Raw genomic sequence first — 17,124 nt, 5'->3', positions numbered from 1 at the left:
TACGTGGCAGAAGGCAAATAACTGATGAAGCTCAATCACCCGCTTGTGCAAGCCAGGAAGAGCACATGGCGTATTGGCGGACGTTGCGTGAAAAAATAAATACATATTCTCAGATGAACGCGGCCATGGATAAACCGACAGCAGATGGACATTATCCTTATCTACCCGATTTGGCGCCTGTTAACCCGAATCCCAACCGAAATAACATGTCCCGACACCACATGATGCTGGAACGTAATCAATGGCTGCATACATTCGGTGTTTCCCAAGAGTTTCCGGCGGCACGTGATAACGTGACCCTGAATTTTGTTGATATGATGTTAAGTGACCTGGTACAGAGAAAATATGGCATGTCCCTGACGGCGCATCAACTTTCCAGAAAAACCTCCCTGCTTATTCTTTTTATGAAACACGACCGCAAAGGCATGCAGCCGACAACGCATATAAAAGAAGGGATCTATAGTGTCCGGCAGCTGTTGCTGAAGGAATTCTCTAACGCCATATTAAATATAGGTAATCATGCAAAAGAAGATAATGATTATATCATTATTAAAACTACCATTTTGGGATCTGATAAGGAAAATTTTCTTTCCTATCTGGAATTTATTATTAATGGTGACGCCATCACCCTGACGGCTGAGCTAGAACGGTTGCTTGAATACTTTGGTGCTAGTACGGATATCAGCGCCGCTTATATTACTATGGCTAAAAACCGGTTGGTCGCGGCGTTGTTCCCATTTATGGCCAGCGACGCGGATCGTGATTTACGAAATATGATTGATCGCTGGATGGATGGACTGATAGCCGAGCGGCTGATCAGTGTGGCTACCCCTGAAGGCCGGTTCACTGTTCCGGGCATTGTCGCTATCGCCGAGCCAACAGGCGGGTTATTTATCTCCCTGGCAACGGGCAGAATTTATCTTTGGACTCCTGACGACGCATCCACCGCATTAAAGCACTTTATCGCCGGGCACCTCTCGATTCAACATAAAGCATGGCTAGAATCAACCAGTCTGACACCAAGGTTGAATAAGCCTGCCTGTATTTTAGAATCCACTATCGTGTTGATCAATCAGGTCAATATTTGGGAACGTTTAAGACATTTGGATATGGAAAAACTGGACGAGCATATTGGTTATAATGCTCTGGTTTCAACCAATCCAAACGACGCCGGCCCTGATGACGTGACACAACGGCGTTTACTGGCTGCAAGCAATGCCATTTCTCTGCTGGCGCTGTTTTTCAGCGGCGGTTCACCTGCGGGCTGCGCCGCCATGATACTGGGCGATATGCTGGCGGGTGCCGGTAGTGTTCTGCAACTGCAAAGCGCCGCCCGCGAACAGGACGCGCAAAGGCGCCAGAAGGGCTGGGAATCAGCCTTGTTAAGCATAGTGGTTACCGGCATAACCGGCGCGGCGGATATCTATGGCGTGATAAAATCCTATGGTAGCCAGGGATACGCATTACTGCACGAGCAGGCGGGCAGGATCGGTGAATTGTTAAAGTCCGCCACCACCGCCACACAGGTGGCCGAGACTTTTACCAAAGGGGAAACACGCGATCGTATGGTCATGTTGGTTAAAGCGCTGGTAAATGAGGAAAAAGGTCGTTCAAATATCCTGGGAAATAACAACATTAAGGCGATGCTGCAAGTGTTTCAGCTATGTCGCCGGATAGATGATGAAACCTATCAATTTGCCAATGAACTTTATTTTTGGGATGAGAGTTCTAGTCCAAAAATAATTTTACGCGAAAGGGAGTCATTGCGTTTCATTCCCCCTGGCTATAAAGTTGCGGTAGTGGATAATTTAACCAATAAATTGACGCTATTATTGCTTAGTCTAGGTAACGACAGATTTGCCGGCTTTGGACTGCAAAAATTGGATCACTCTCTTTCCGCCTCGCAGTGGCAAGAAGTTGGCGGCGACGCCTTCATAATGAATAACCAGCAACTGATATTAAAGAATGGCAGGTCCGCCACCTTGTATGTTGAGGATTATAATGTGGTATCAACATCGACGTTAGACAAGGAAATTTTCAGTTATGATGATAATTTAGCCTTAAAGTTTCGTCGTTATTGCAATCGATTCAAATTTGAAGGGAATTTAAAACAAGCATTAAAAGGAGTGGAACGCTTTGCCATTAATCATGGATTTTATAATGTCCGTTATCGCGCACTATTTATTTTCGACCCAATTATAAATAGTGAAGTTATTCGCCATTACTTGTTGGCCGCTAAATATAAAAATATAGATTATCTACTTGAGCCTAATGCTGAAAATTTACGGTTTATAAAACTGCCTAACATCGAAGATGTAGCGATTTTAACTGAGGATAAATGGACCCTGAGCTTTAAAAATTCCGGTTCCGCCGCTTTGATCACTTATAAAGACTTCGCTACGGAACAACTGGCTCAAGATTATCAGGAAAGTTTTATGATTAGCCGCGACAATGAACAATTATTATTGTCGCCGCCGGGTTTCAGTGAATTGCTGCAGCCGGCTACGCCGATAACGTTTTCAACTTTTTTATCGCATTATGATGGCGTGGAACAACAGTTATTGCTGCAAAAAAAAATACGTAAATCCATTATCAAAGATCAAACGTCTAAAAACAGTTATGAATTTATTATATCGGTTATGCAAAAAGCCGGACAGCTCACGCTTAATCAGAAGGATAATTTATTGGCAGCATATAAAAAAAACTCCCCAGAAGCGATGCTTGAGATTATACCACATCCCTTTCAGATCAGGACTTATAGCGACATGCTGCGTATTGAACCGGGAAAACTGGTTCGTTTTACTAATCTTCAAGACAGTTCAATCTCACATCTGATGCTCAGCGTGGGTAACGGCAGGTTTACCGGGATGAATAATAGCCTGCTGGATGCGGAACTCAGTGATGAAAAATGCATTTTGATTACTGAGCAATTGGGACATTTCAAGGACGATGTGTTAGTTACTTATAACCAATGTAAAAGCTTTATGGTTGAAAAAGGGGATTTTCCGCACTCAAGCCCGACAAGCAAAAGTATCATGGATATTGCCAAAGAACTTAGCGCTAAAAGTTCCAACGAAAAAACCAGCATCCGTTTTGCACTGGAAATTTTAATTGCCGCTAAACATCTCGTACCTCAGCAAGCCGATGCGCTGGAACGTTTGGCAAGGCTAATGATCGGAAAAATGGATGGTAATAGGATATCAATAATAAAGCTCAATAAATTTATGGTTATAGATAAGTATATTGACAATAACGCTCAGCTTGCCAATGTGGCTGCCGGAAAGTTGTTGGTTTTTTATACCGATGATAAAGATTTTCATATGATGGTCAGCTTGGGGGACGATCGTTTTGCGGGACTTAACAATGATTATATCAATAATATGCTGAGGAGTGATCAGAGGATAGTTTCTTCGCAAGAGATAGGGGATATCACTAACGGCAGAAGGATTAATGATCAAAAATCCTTTAAGGTTGTGGTCGGAGAGGGTAATTTAGAAAAAAACCGGATTTCAGCATTATTAGGGCCTGATGGTCGTATTGACTACGTTCGCAACGGGCTAAATAGCCTGCAAATGGAAATAAAGGCCCATGGCGCCCTGGCTTCCATCAATCATTACGACGCCGTTGAACTATCAAATATTATTCTTGGGTTACATCGCTCGCTGCACCCGGATCAGCCTATTAGCCATATCGAGCTGATCTCGTGCTTTGGCGCGTTAGGGGGACGGCGCTCTTCCGCGCAGATTATGGCCGACAGGCTGGGTGCCACGGTAGAAAGTTATCGCGGGGTGATTACCGACAGTAAATCGCGTAATCGGGGGACGGGAGTTATGTTTAAGCCGCAGCGTGGCTGCGGTATTGAACGGCGGCGGGATAACGAGCGCTGGCACCGGCGTATCCATGATTTCATCGAGGACGCTCTTAGCCTCATTGGAAATTTGCCATTCCAGCGCCACAGCAGGGCGGTTAGTGAAAACATTCCCTTCGGCATGGTGGTAATTGATGTGCTGCATTTTCTCAGGAAAGAAATCGGCGCGCAAACGCTGATGGCTTATTATCCCGGCCTGATGACGGCGGAATCCCTTTATCAGGCCAGCTTGCTGGCAAACCCCACCGGGGATGAGGAAACGCTTATCGCCGCCATGCTGACCATTTTTTATGGCAGCCGGACTATGAGCAACGCCCTGGATGCCTATATTTTGTCGCGGGAATATAAGGAGATGCCGGCGGGGACTCTCGTCGTGGACGGACAAGATTTACGCCATCCGCTGCATTGGCGGGATGTCCTGCCGTCGCTGGACACCTTCCGGCAGCTCCCCTCGATCGTTGTTTCCAGGAATCTGCTGAGCAAGAGCAATATTTATATCTCTTTAACGGACGATAAAGATCATTTGAGAGAATATCTCATCCGCCTGGGTAGTGAATGCCATCGCAAGACATTATGGCCACTTTTACTGGCTAATTTTTTCAAGGAAAAATCTGCTTTCTTTCCCATTATGGCGGGCGTCAGAGATCAGGATATTTTAAGCATGGGATTTGATTTCTCGCATTTTCATTTTTATCTAAATTCCTGGTTAAGGTCTGATTTCAGCCTGCAAATCGATATGACCACCGACGAACCCAGGCTTGATCCCATTCAGCCCGCGCACTATGTTCATTTTAGCGAAACAGGCGGAAGGCGTACCGATACGCGCGATGATATCGGATTAGGGCATTCCCTGTTGGTGGAACAAGTAGGGCGGCTCGCTTTGCAAATGAATGAGACGTTAATCGTTGACCGCCCCGGCGGGCCCGATGATGGTGAAAATAACGGTTCGACAATGTCCCCTTTGCCGTCAACGCCAAGGGTGGTCATCACACTGCTGGAAAACAGGGAAAGGCTGGTGATGTTGCAAAGGAATATTCCAAGCGAAATATTTTCCGACCAGGGAGAGATCGCTTTTTTTATTGCCACCGAAGTTAATAAATATACCGAAACCATTAAGCTTGGCGCCAAGGATCATCTGGATATTAGACCGGTAAAATCGAACAGCCGCAACTTTATCTATGGTGACCCGGGCATCCTGCAAAAAAGCTGGATATTGATCAATCTCATTCACAATGATTAACAGATGGCGGGTTTAATCCGGCGATCGGAAAAAACGGCCGGCATATTGCCGGCCGGATAGTGGGCGGATTACCGGCTTAACGGCCGGCGTTGCTGATTTCAGCCACCAGATAGTCGACGATAGCGCTGATTTTCATCATCTGCTTTTCGCCAATCCGGCGGTGTTTATATTCAATCTCTTCGCTGTCGAGATTGCGGTCGCCGATAACAATGGTGTGCGGTATGCCAATCAGCTCCATATCGGCGAACATGACGCCCGGGCGCTCCTTGCGATCGTCGAGCAATACGTCGATGCCTTTGGCGCGCAACGCGTTATAGATGCCTTCCGCCGCATCCTTGACCCGGAAGGATTTATGCATGTTCATCGGCAGGATGGCGACCTGGAACGGAGCAATGGCTTCTGGCCAGAGGATGCCGCGCTCATCGTGGTTTTGCTCAATCGCCGCCGCGACCACCCGGGAAATGCCGATACCGTAGCAGCCCATGGTCAAGGTTTGGTTACGGCCGTCCTCGCCCTGAACGGTGGCATTCATCGCCTGGGAATATTTGGCGCCCAGTTGAAAAATATGGCCGACTTCAATGCCGCGCTTAATCTGCAGCGTGCCCTTGCCGTCCGGGCTGGCATCGCCTTCCACGACTTTGCGCAGATCGGCGGTTTCCGCCAGCGGCAGATCCCGTTCCCAGTTAATGCCGAAATAATGCTTGCCGTCGGTATTGGCGCCGGCGCTGAAATCGCTCATCGCCGCCACGCTGCGGTCAATCACCAGCGGAATCGGCAGGTTGACCGGCCCGAGAGAACCGGGGCCGGCGCCGACGGCCGCGCGAATTTCTTCTTCGCTGGCGAACTCAAGAGGGCTTGCCACCTGCGGCAGTTTCTCCGCCTTGATTTCATTAAGCTGATGATCGCCGCGTATCAGCAGTGCGACCAGCGCGTGGCCCGCCTCGTTATCGCCGTGAACGATCAGCGTCTTGACGGTTTTGCTCACCGGCAGGTTGAATTGTTCCACCAGTTCATTAATGGTCTTGGCGTTGGGCGTGTCCACCAGGCGCAGCTCTTCAGCCGGCTGCGCGCGCGGATGGGACGGGGCAACCGCTTCGGCCAGTTCGATATTGGCGGCGTAGTCCGAACCGCTGGCGAAAACAATATCGTCCTCGCCGCTGTCGGCCAGCACCTGGAACTCATGGGAGGCGTTGCCGCCGATGGAACCGGTATCCGCCTGTACGGCGCGGAAGTTCAGGCCGATACGATTGAAAATGGCGCTGTAGGCTTGGTACATGGCGTCGTAAGTCGCCTGCAGGGATTCCTGGCTGGTATGGAACGAGTAGGCGTCCTTCATCAAAAATTCGCGCGCGCGCATCACGCCAAAACGCGGGCGTACTTCGTCGCGGAATTTGGTCTGGATCTGGAAAAAATTCAGCGGCAGCTGTTTGTACGAACTGATTTCATTGCGCACCAGATCGGTAATCACTTCCTCATGGGTGGGGCCGAGCACGAACGGACGATCCCCGCGATCGACAAAACGCAGCAATTCCGGCCCGTACTGTTCCCAGCGTCCGCTCTCCTGCCATAGATCCGCCGGTTGCACCACCGGCATGGAAACCTCAATGGCGCCGGCGTTGTTCATCTCTTCACGCACGATGGCTTCGACTTTTCGCAGTACCCGCAGGCCGGTGGGCAGCCAGGTATACAGGCCGGATGCCAGCTTGCGGATCATCCCGGCGCGTAGCATCAGCTGATGGCTGATAACCTCGGCGTCGGCGGGGGTCTCCTTAAGGGTGGAGAGCAGATATTGAGTAGTACGCATGATAGTTGGGTTCCACAAGAACGGCTTAATGCCACAGGCTGCTTATCGGCAGCAAAGTATCAAAAGTGAATCAGTTTACCAGTGCAGGCGGGCGGCCAAAAGAGAGCAAATGGAAAAATCGCAAAAACCTGTCCGCGGCCGGTATGCGTTCGCCGGCGACGGCCGCTGATTACCGGCTCTCGCCTGCCGCGGCGCCGGGATAATCCTCGATCGACAGCACTTCGGTCACCTCGCCCAAGACACGCCAGCTGACATTAAAGGTCAGCAACAGCGCCGCGTAGGTGCGCTCGCCGTCGCGATCCCGGCGATAGGCTGGGCGCGGATCCTGCGCCAGCACATCGGTGAGGAACCGGCGCAAGTGGGGATAACGGCCCGCCAGCGCGGCCAGACGATGCTCCGCCGCTGTGGTAAAGGTTACCGCCATCGAAGCCGCGGGAGGATGCAGGGCGAAACCGGCCCGCGCCCCGGGGATGCTTTCGGCATAGGGCAGATAGGGTTTGATGTCCACCACCGGCGTGCCGTCCACCAAATCCAGGCTGCCCAGTTCCAGTATCACTTCCGCGCCCTGAAGGCGGATACCGCGCAGCGCCACCAGGGACATACCTATGGGGTTGGGGCGAAACGTTGAACGAGTGGCAAACACGCCGATACGGCTATTGCCGCCCAAGCGCGGGGGGCGCACCGTAGGATGCCAGCCCTGTTCCATCGTTTGGTGAAAGATAAACAGCAGCCAGATATGGCTGAACGCCTCCAGCCCGCGCACGGCGTCCGGCTGGTTATAGGGCGCCAGCAGCCGCAGTTCGCCGGTACCGTCCGGCACCAGTCCCGGCTGGCGGGGAACGGCAAATTTTTCTTTATAGGGCGAATGGATTACGCCGATTTGCCGCAGGGCGTATGCGCTCATTGCGAAACTTTCAACGCCGTGCCCTGGCAAACGGCCTGCTGATAGCATCCCGCCACCGCCCGCACCGTTTCACACTGGTGCAGCAATACCGCGTTGCCCTTCATATACGCCGCGCGCATCTGCATTTCCTTGCGCGCCGCGGGCAGGCTTGGCGGTGGATCCTGCAAGCTCACCTGGCAGGTGGAGCCATACACTTCGCCCAGATCGCGGAACGGTTTACCGACCAGCTCTTCGGCGGATTTATACAGTTTGGCCGGCTGCGGGCGCGCGGGGGCCTTGTGGGCGGGCGGCGCGCTCTTGAACGGAGAGACGGGTGCGGCCTGGGTCGTCGTGGACGATGGGGGCGTATGGACCCATGCACACCCCGTCAACGAGAGCACCAAAATACATCCAGGTAAAGCACGCATACATTTTCCTCTGATTATTTTTATTTCAACGGCGCTATTGAATCAATCTACGGCATAAATAACAAGACGGGCCGTAGCCCGTCTGGTCAAAAACGCACGTTATTAATGTATAAAGATTACCAGCCCTTAACGGCGCCGCCATTGAAGACTTTATTGGCGGCATCGTTAACTTCATCGGATTCATATGCCTGCACGAATTTTTTTACATTTTCGGCATTTTTATTATCTTCGCGGGCCACGATCAGATTGACGTAGGGAGATTCCTTATCTTCCACGAACAGGCCGTCTTTCGCCGGGGTCAAGCCAATCTGGCTGGCATAGGTGGTGTTGATAATCGCCAGGGCAATTTGCTGATCGTCCAGGGAGCGCGGCAATTGCGGCGCTTCCAGTTCAACCAGTTTCAGGTTTTTCGGGTTGCCGACCACATCCAGCGCGGTTGGCTGCAGGCCGACGCCGTCCTTAAGGGTGATCAGGCCCACTTTCTGCAGCAGCAGCAAGGAACGGCCCAGATTGGTCGGGTCATTGGGCAGGGCTACCTGTGAGCCTGGCTTCAGTTCATCCAGGGATTTGATTTGTTTTGAATAACCGGCAATCGGATACACAAAGGTATTGCCCACGGGCGTTAGCTTATAACCGCGATCCTTGATTTGCTGATCAAGATAAGGTTTGTGCTGGAAGGCATTGGCGTCGATATCGCCTTTGCTCAGCGCTTCGTTAGGCAGCACGTAATCGTTGAAGGTGACCAGCTCGACATCCAGACCATATTTTTCCTTCGCCACTTTTTGCGCCACTTCGGCAACCTGCTGTTCCGCGCCGACAATCACGCCGACCTTGATATGGTTTGGATCTTTTTCTTCCTGCCCGCAGCCTGCCAATGCCAGGGAACCGATCAACGCGCTGACGGTAGCCAGAGTTTTTATTTTAGAAAACATATCCCTTTCCTCTTGTGGATAAAGTTGCCGCAATGAAACGCCGGAATGGCAGTTTCATTATTGACTATTTATGGGTAACGGCTTTGACGATTCTATCGCCGCCGATTTGTATTAAAAACACCAGGATAACTAATAACGCCAAGACAATATTCATGATGGTCGCGTTATAACCGATATACCCGTACTGGATACCGATTTGACCCAGGCCGCCGGCGCCCACCGCCCCCCCCATGGCGGAATAGCCCACCAGGGTGATAAGCGTGATGGTGGCGGCGTTCACCAGGCCAGGCAGCGCTTCCGGCAACAGAACCTTGCGGATAATCTGCAGCGGCGTGGCGCCCATGGCGCGCGAGGCTTCAATCAGGCCGGCCGGGATCTCCAGCAGGGCGTTCTCCACCATGCGGGCGATAAACGGAGCGGCGCCGACGGTCAATGGGACAATCGCCGCCTGCAGGCCGATTGACGTGCCGACAATCATGCGGGTAAAGGGGATCATCCACACCAGCAGGATAATAAAAGGAATGGAGCGAAAGATATTCACCAGCGCCGAGGTTGTGCGATAGACCTTGCCGTTTTCGATAATCTGCCCGGGCCGGCTGATATACAGCAATACGCCGATGGGCAGTCCCACGACGAACCCCAGGAAACCGGAGACAAATGTCATCATCAGTGTTTCCCAGATTCCCTTGGCGAATAACGCCACCATGGCTTCAGACATAACCCAGTACCTCTACTTTAACGTGCTGCTGCTGCAAAAAGGCGATGGCGTCACGGGAATTTTGTTCATCCCCGGCCATTTCCGTCAGCATAATGCCGAACTTAACCCCACCGGCATAATCCATCTGCGCGCTGATTATATTATTGTTGACGTTAAAACGCCGGGCGGCCTCGGATAATAACGGCGCATCCACCGACTGGCCGGTAAACTCCAGCTGCAGAATGGGGATTTTACCCGCCGACGGCGCGTCGGTCATGCGCTCGCGATAGTCGTCCGGTATATCCAGATGCAGGGTGGACTTGATGAATTGCTGGGCCAGCGGCGTTTTGGGATGCGAAAACATTTCGCTCACGGTGTCCTGTTCGATCAATTCACCCTGGCTTATTACCGCCACCTGATCGCAGATGCGCTTCACCACGTCCATTTCATGCGTAATTAACAAAATGGTCAGGCCGAGGCGGCGATTGATATCCTTCAGCAAAGCCAAAATAGAACGGGTGGTGGCCGGATCCAGGGCGCTGGTGGCTTCATCGCACAGCAGCACCTTGGGGTTGCTGGCCAGCGCCCGGGCAATGGCGACCCGCTGTTTCTGGCCGCCGGACAGGTTGGCCGGATAGGCGTCGGCCTTATCCTCAAGCCCGACCAGGGTCAGCAGCTCATTGACCCGCGCGGTGATATCGCGCCTGGATAATTTATCCAATTCCAGCGGCAGGGCGATATTGCCGGACACGGTGCGCGAGGACAGCAAATTAAAATGCTGAAATATCATGCCGATTTGCCGGCGGGCGGCAATAAGCTGACGCTCAGGCAGGTTGGTAAGATCTTTACCATCGACCAGCACCGTACCCCTGGTGGGACGTTCCAATAAATTTACGCAACGGATAAGCGTGCTTTTACCGGCGCCGGAAGCGCCGATAACGCCATAAATCTGACCTGGCGCAACGTGCAGGGAAACATCCGACAGGGCATTAATAGTCAGGGCGCCCTGCGAATATTGCTTGGTAATATGAGAGAGTGTGATCATGCTTTTTTAGGGTTACTGGTTACCTGTTGCGAGAATAAATGGCACCTTTACGATATCCGCAGATATCAGCGTGCGTGGATGTTAGGGCGTCTAGACGGCTAAGTCAACTGGGTTTCATTTTCTCCGTTTCTCTTCGCCCGATAAAACATGCGATACTGGGCGCCGTTTATGTTGTCAGGAGCCAATCAGTGACACAGCCTGTCCCAGCTATATTTTTAGACCGCGATGGTACCATTAATGTCGATCACGGTTATGTACATGAGATCGATGAATTTCAATTTATCGACGGTGTTATCGATGCCATGCGGGAATTGAAAACCATGGGATTCGCCCTGGTGGTGGTGACGAACCAGTCCGGTATTGCACGGGGTAAATTTACCGAAGATCAGTTTATGCGCCTAACCGAGTGGATGGATTGGTCGCTGGCCGATCGCGACGTGGAATTGGACGGCATCTATTTCTGCCCGCATCATCCCGACGGCGTGGAAGGGGAATACCGCCAGGATTGCGACTGCCGCAAACCCAAACCCGGCATGCTGCTCGATGCGCAGCAGTTCCTGAATATCGATATGGCGGCCTCCTATATAGTAGGTGATAAGGCCGAAGACATGCTGGCGGGGCAAGCCGCGGGCGTCGGCGCCAAAGTGCTGGTGCGCAGCGGCAAGCCGCTGGACGAAAAGGCCCAGGCCCTGGCGGATTGGGTGATAGACAGTCTTGCGCAACTACCGGCTGCCATTAAACAGCATGCAAAAGGTGCATAACGGTTAGATTTTAACCGGTCGGTTAAAATGACGTTTTTTTTACTTGCCATTTTTCCGTACCCCCCTATAATGCGCCTCCATCGACCGGTAACGTGAGCAGTATCACAGTCTACCGGAAACGAGTCAGAAGACAGGCCGAACGGGCTTGACACTGAAAGAGGAAAGCGTAATATACGCCACCTCGCGCCAGACTGATTACAGCGGCGCACTGCTCTTTAACAATTTATCAGACAATCTGTGTGGGCACTCACAAGACCGTATCGAAACACAAAAATACCAAGTCTTGAAGAGTGAACAAACAGTTAATTCATAAGATTAACAGTATGACAATCTTTGAGCATCAAGCTTTTAATTGAAGAGTTTGATCATGGCTCAGATTGAACGCTGGCGGCAGGCCTAACACATGCAAGTCGAGCGGCAGCGGGAAGTAGCTTGCTACTTTGCCGGCGAGCGGCGGACGGGTGAGTAATGTCTGGGGATCTGCCTGATGGTGGGGGATAACTACTGGAAACGGTAGCTAATACCGCATAACGTCGCAAGACCAAAGTGGGGGACCTTCGGGCCTCACGCCATCGGATGAACCCAGATGGGATTAGCTAGTAGGTGAGGTAATGGCTCACCTAGGCGACGATCCCTAGCTGGTCTGAGAGGATGACCAGCCACACTGGAACTGAGACACGGTCCAGACTCCTACGGGAGGCAGCAGTGGGGAATATTGCACAATGGGCGCAAGCCTGATGCAGCCATGCCGCGTGTGTGAAGAAGGCCTTCGGGTTGTAAAGCACTTTCAGCGGGGAGGAAGGCGATAAGGTTAATAACCTTGTCGATTGACGTTACCCGCAGAAGAAGCACCGGCTAACTCCGTGCCAGCAGCCGCGGTAATACGGAGGGTGCGAGCGTTAATCGGAATTACTGGGCGTAAAGCGTACGCAGGCGGTCTGTTAAGTCAGATGTGAAATCCCCGGGCTTAACCCGGGAACTGCATTTGAAACTGGCAGGCTAGAGTCTCGTAGAGGGGGGTAGAATTCCAGGTGTAGCGGTGAAATGCGTAGAGATCTGGAGGAATACCGGTGGCGAAGGCGGCCCCCTGGACGAAGACTGACGCTCAGGTACGAAAGCGTGGGGAGCAAACAGGATTAGATACCCTGGTAGTCCACGCTGTAAACGATGTCGATTTGAAGGTTGTGGCCTTGAGCCGTGGCTTTCGGAGCTAACGCGTTAAATCGACCGCCTGGGGAGTACGGCCGCAAGGTTAAAACTCAAATGAATTGACGGGGGCCCGCACAAGCGGTGGAGCATGTGGTTTAATTCGATGCAACGCGAAGAACCTTACCTACTCTTGACATCCAGAGAAGACTTCAGAGATGAGGTTGTGCCTTCGGGAACTCTGAGACAGGTGCTGCATGGCTGTCGTCAGCTCGTGTTGTGAAATGTTGGGTTAAGTCCCGCAACGAGCGCAACCCTTATCCTTTGTTGCCAGCACGTAATGGTGGGAACTCAAAGGAGACTGCCGGTGACAAACCGGAGGAAGGTGGGGATGACGTCAAGTCATCATGGCCCTTACGAGTAGGGCTACACACGTGCTACAATGGCGCATACAAAGAGAAGCGAACTCGCGAGAGTAAGCGGACCTCACAAAGTGCGTCGTAGTCCGGATTGGAGTCTGCAACTCGACTCCATGAAGTCGGAATCGCTAGTAATCGTGGATCAGAATGCCACGGTGAATACGTTCCCGGGCCTTGTACACACCGCCCGTCACACCATGGGAGTGGGTTGCAAAAGAAGTAGGTAGCTTAACCTTCGGGAGGGCGCTTACCACTTTGTGATTCATGACTGGGGTGAAGTCGTAACAAGGTAACCGTAGGGGAACCTGCGGTTGGATCACCTCCTTACCGAAAGATACGTAATGTGAAGTGTCCACACAGATTGTCTGATAACTGTAATGAGCAAACAGCTCGTATGGTTTACACGTGAAGCTCGGCTTCGCACGTGCAAGGCATCGTCCGATGATAGGAGAGCAACGCGATGCGTTGTTCGACTAGAAAGAGGTCGCTTACTTTCATTAATGAAAGTTTCGCCTTACACGGAAAAGCAACGCGGCGCGTTGCAAGCATTTTCCGTGTCCCCTTCGTCTAGTGGCCTAGGACACTGCCCTTTCACGGCGGTAACAGGGGTTCGAACCCCCTAGGGGACGCCATATCCCGCTGTCTATTTCAGAGCACACTCTTATGAGTATGCTGCGAAATACATGCTCTTTAACAATCCGGAACAAGCTGAAAATTTGAAAAAAACATGCTGAGCAAAATCAGTATGCGATTCTCTCAAAGCAAGCAAACCTAATGATTGCCGTGTCGATGGCAATCTCTGTAGCCCAGGAGAGGGTTTACTCTCACCAGGGTGAGACTGTGCGAACAGTGTCAGGGCAAGGCGCACGGCGCGCAGCCAGCGGAGTGGACTCAATGTCCATGAGCATGGCGAGCACCGCGCAACGATGCCATGGCAGTGTGCAGCCAGTCGCAACACAGACACTTTAGGGTTGTGAGGTTAAGTGAATAAGCGTACACGGTGGATGCCTAGGCAGTCAGAGGCGATGAAGGACGTGCTAATCCGCGAAATGCGCCGGTGAGCTGATATGAAGCGCTATCAGCCGGCGATGTCCGAATGGGGAAACCCAGTGCAATTCGTTGCACTATCATTACGTGAATCCATAGCGTATTGAGGCGAACCGGGGGAACTGAAACATCTCAGTACCCCGAGGAAAAGAAATCAACCGAGATTCCCCTAGTAGCGGCGAGCGAACGGGGAACAGCCCAGAGTCACCATCAGCGTTTGCATCAGGAGAACGGTCTGGAAAGTCCGGCAACACAGGGTGATAGCCCCGTATCCGAAGGTGCAAGTGCTGTGAGCTCGATGAGTAGGGCGGGACACGTGATATCCTGTCTGAAGATGGGGGGACCATCCTCCAAGGCTAAATACTCCTGACTGACCGATAGTGAACCAGTACCGTGAGGGAAAGGCGAAAAGAACCCCGGCGAGGGGAGTGAAATAGAACCTGAAACCGTGTACGTACAAGCAGTGGGAGCCTTGATTTATCAGGGTGACTGCGTACCTTTTGTATAATGGGTCAGCGACTTATATTCTGTAGCAAGGTTAACCGAATAGGGGAGCCGTAGGGAAACCGAGTCTTAACTGGGCGTTAAGTTGCAGGGTATAGACCCGAAACCCGGTGATCTAGCCATGGGCAGGTTGAAGGTTGGGTAACACTAACTGGAGGACCGAACCGACTAATGTTGAAAAATTAGCGGATGACTTGTGGCTGGGGGTGAAAGGCCAATCAAACCGGGAGATAGCTGGTTCTCCCCGAAAGCTATTTAGGTAGCGCCTCGTGAATTCATCTTCGGGGGTAGAGCACTGTTTCGGCTAGGGGTCCACCCCGGATTACCAACCCGATGCAAACTGCGAATACCGAAGAATGTTACCACGGGAGACACACGGCGGGTGCTAACGTCCGTCGTGAAGAGGGAAACAACCCAGACCGCCAGCTAAGGTCCCAAAGTCATGGTTAAGTGGGAAACGATGTGGGAAGGCATAGACAGCCAGGATGTTGGCTTAGAAGCAGCCATCATTTAAAGAAAGCGTAATAGCTCACTGGTCGAGTCGGCCTGCGCGGAAGATGTAACGGGGCTAAACCATGCACCGAAGCTGCGGCAGCGATACCTTCGGGTATTGTTGGGTAGGGGAGCGTTCTGTAAGCCTGCGAAGGTGGCCTGTGAGGGCTGCTGGAGGTATCAGAAGTGCGAATGCTGACATAAGTAACGATAAAGCGGGTGAAAAGCCCGCTCGCCGGAAGACCAAGGGTTCCTGTCCAACGTTAATCGGGGCAGGGTGAGTCGACCCCTAAGGCGAGGCCGAAAGGCGTAGTCGATGGGAAACAGGTTAATATTCCTGTACTGGGTGTGACTGCGAAGGGGGGACGGAGAAAGCTAGGTTCGCCGGGCGACGGTTGTCCCGGTTTAAGCGTGAAGGTGGAAAAGGCAGGTAAATCCGCTTTTTTATTCAACACTGAGGCGTGATAACGAGCCACTACGGTGGTGAAGGAATTGATGCTACGCTTCCAGGAAAAGCCTCTAAGCTCCAGGTCACATCGAATCGTACCCCAAACCGACACAGGTGGTCAGGTAGAGAATACCAAGGCGCTTGAGAGAACTCGGGTGAAGGAACTAGGCAAAATGGTGCCGTAACTTCGGGAGAAGGCACGCTGGCATTAGGTGGAGGGACTTGCTCCCCGAGCTGAAGCCAGTCGCAGATACCAGCTGGCTGCAACTGTTTATTAAAAACACAGCACTGTGCAAACACGAAAGTGGACGTATACGGTGTGACGCCTGCCCGGTGCCGGAAGGTTAATTGATGGGGTTATCCGCAAGGAGAAGCTCTTGATCGAAGCCCCGGTAAACGGCGGCCGTAACTATAACGGTCCTAAGGTAGCGAAATTCCTTGTCGGGTAAGTTCCGACCTGCACGAATGGCGTAATGATGGCCAGGCTGTCTCCACCCGAGACTCAGTGAAATTGAACTCGCTGTGAAGATGCAGTGTACCCGCGGCAAGACGGAAAGACCCCGTGAACCTTTACTATAGCTTGACACTGAACATTGAGCCTTGATGTGTAGGATAGGTGGGAGGCTTTGAAGTGTGGACGCCAGTCTGCATGGAGCCAACCTTGAAATACCACCCTTTAATGTTTGATGTTCTAACTCCGGCCCATAATCTGGGTCGAGGACAGTGTCTGGTGGGTAGTTTGACTGGGGCGGTCTCCTCCTAAAGAGTAACGGAGGAGCACGAAGGTTAGCTAATCACGGTCGGACATCGTGAGGTTAGTGCAAAGGCATAAGCTAGCTTGACTGCGAGAGTGACGGCTCGAGCAGGTGCGAAAGCAGGTCTTAGTGATCCGGTGGTTCTGAATGGAAGGGCCATCGCTCAACGGATAAAAGGTACTCCGGGGATAACAGGCTGATACCGCCCAAGAGTTCATATCGACGGCGGTGTTTGGCACCTCGATGTCGGCTCATCACATCCTGGGGCTGAAGTAGGTCCCAAGGGTATGGCTGTTCGCCATTTAAAGTGGTACGCGAGCTGGGTTTAGAACGTCGTGAGACAGTTCGGTCCCTATCTGCCGTGGGCGTTGGAAGATTGAGAGGGGCTGCTCCTAGTACGAGAGGACCGGAGTGGACGCACCACTGGTGTTCGGGTTGTCATGCCAATGGCATTGCCCGGTAGCTACGTGCGGAAGAGATAACCGCTGAAAGCATCTAAGCGGGAAACTTGCCTCGAGATGAGTCTTCCCTGTGGCTTTAAGCCACCTGAAGGGACGTTAAAGACGATGACGTTGATAGGTCGGGTGTGTAAGCGCAGCGATGCGTTGAGCTAACCGATACTAATGACCCGTGAGGCTTAACCTTACAACACCTA

At 52.1% G+C, this 17,124-nt stretch carries 8 protein-coding genes, 1 tRNA gene and 2 rRNA genes; 5 read left to right on the top strand and 6 right to left on the bottom strand.

The window, feature by feature from the left end:
- Positions 1-65 precede the first annotated feature (65 nt).
- Positions 66-5,108 (top strand): hypothetical protein, encoded by a 5,043-nt coding sequence (locus tag ACL2XQ_RS21055; RefSeq protein ID WP_413739645.1) that lies wholly within the window; start codon positions 66-68, stop codon positions 5,106-5,108.
- A 76-nt stretch (positions 5,109-5,184) separates the two neighbouring features.
- Here ACL2XQ_RS21055 and proS read toward each other — a convergent pair whose 3' ends face one another.
- The 6 genes from proS to metN form a co-directional block, all read right to left on the bottom strand.
- Positions 5,185-6,912, bottom strand: a complete 1,728-nt coding sequence (proS, locus tag ACL2XQ_RS21050; RefSeq protein WP_413727761.1) for a proline--tRNA ligase — start codon at positions 6,910-6,912, stop codon at positions 5,185-5,187.
- Between the two features lie 169 nt (positions 6,913-7,081).
- Positions 7,082-7,816 (bottom strand): tRNA (N6-threonylcarbamoyladenosine(37)-N6)-methyltransferase TrmO, encoded by a 735-nt coding sequence (tsaA, locus tag ACL2XQ_RS21045; protein WP_410013739.1) that lies wholly within the window; start codon positions 7,814-7,816, stop codon positions 7,082-7,084.
- Positions 7,813-8,223, bottom strand: a complete 411-nt coding sequence (gene rcsF / locus ACL2XQ_RS21040; RefSeq protein ID WP_410013740.1) for an Rcs stress response system protein RcsF — start codon at positions 8,221-8,223, stop codon at positions 7,813-7,815. Before rcsF ends, tsaA begins: the two co-directional genes overlap by 4 nt.
- A gap of 116 nt (positions 8,224-8,339) precedes the next feature.
- A complete protein-coding gene (locus ACL2XQ_RS21035; RefSeq protein ID WP_410013741.1) occupies positions 8,340-9,155 on the bottom strand; it encodes a MetQ/NlpA family lipoprotein in 816 nt (271 codons plus the stop codon).
- 64 nt (positions 9,156-9,219) lie between these two features.
- Positions 9,220-9,873 carry a methionine ABC transporter permease MetI gene (locus ACL2XQ_RS21030; protein ID WP_410013742.1) on the bottom strand — a complete coding sequence of 218 codons (654 nt, stop codon included), beginning with the start codon at positions 9,871-9,873 and terminating at the stop codon, positions 9,220-9,222.
- Entirely contained in the window at positions 9,866-10,897 is a 1,032-nt protein-coding gene (gene metN, locus ACL2XQ_RS21025) for a methionine ABC transporter ATP-binding protein MetN (RefSeq protein WP_410013743.1), read from the bottom strand. The genes ACL2XQ_RS21030 and metN overlap by 8 nt, the downstream gene beginning before the upstream one ends.
- 188 nt (positions 10,898-11,085) lie before the next feature.
- Between metN and gmhB the strand changes: the two genes are divergently transcribed.
- The 4 genes from gmhB to ACL2XQ_RS21005 all read left to right on the top strand — a co-directional run bounded on the left by gmhB (position 11,086) and on the right by ACL2XQ_RS21005 (position 17,114).
- On the top strand, positions 11,086-11,658 hold the full coding sequence (gmhB, locus tag ACL2XQ_RS21020) for a D-glycero-beta-D-manno-heptose 1,7-bisphosphate 7-phosphatase (RefSeq protein ID WP_410013744.1): 573 nt from the start codon (positions 11,086-11,088) through the stop codon (positions 11,656-11,658).
- A gap of 349 nt (positions 11,659-12,007) precedes the next feature.
- Positions 12,008-13,550, top strand: a 16S ribosomal RNA gene (locus ACL2XQ_RS21015).
- Between the two features lie 229 nt (positions 13,551-13,779).
- Positions 13,780-13,855: transfer RNA gene (locus ACL2XQ_RS21010), tRNA-Glu, on the top strand.
- A gap of 345 nt (positions 13,856-14,200) precedes the next feature.
- Positions 14,201-17,114 (top strand): 23S ribosomal RNA (locus ACL2XQ_RS21005).
- Together the 16S and 23S rRNA genes with 1 tRNA gene alongside form the textbook arrangement of a ribosomal RNA operon.
- The last annotated feature ends 10 nt before the right edge of the window (positions 17,115-17,124 follow it).

The sequence above is a fragment of the Sodalis sp. RH14 genome (assembly GCF_047324285.1).
In the GTDB taxonomy this organism is placed as follows: Bacteria; Pseudomonadota; Gammaproteobacteria; order Enterobacterales; family Enterobacteriaceae; genus Acerihabitans.
The sequence above is the reverse complement of the archived record's forward strand: the minus strand, read 5'-3'. Positions and strand labels throughout refer to the sequence as shown.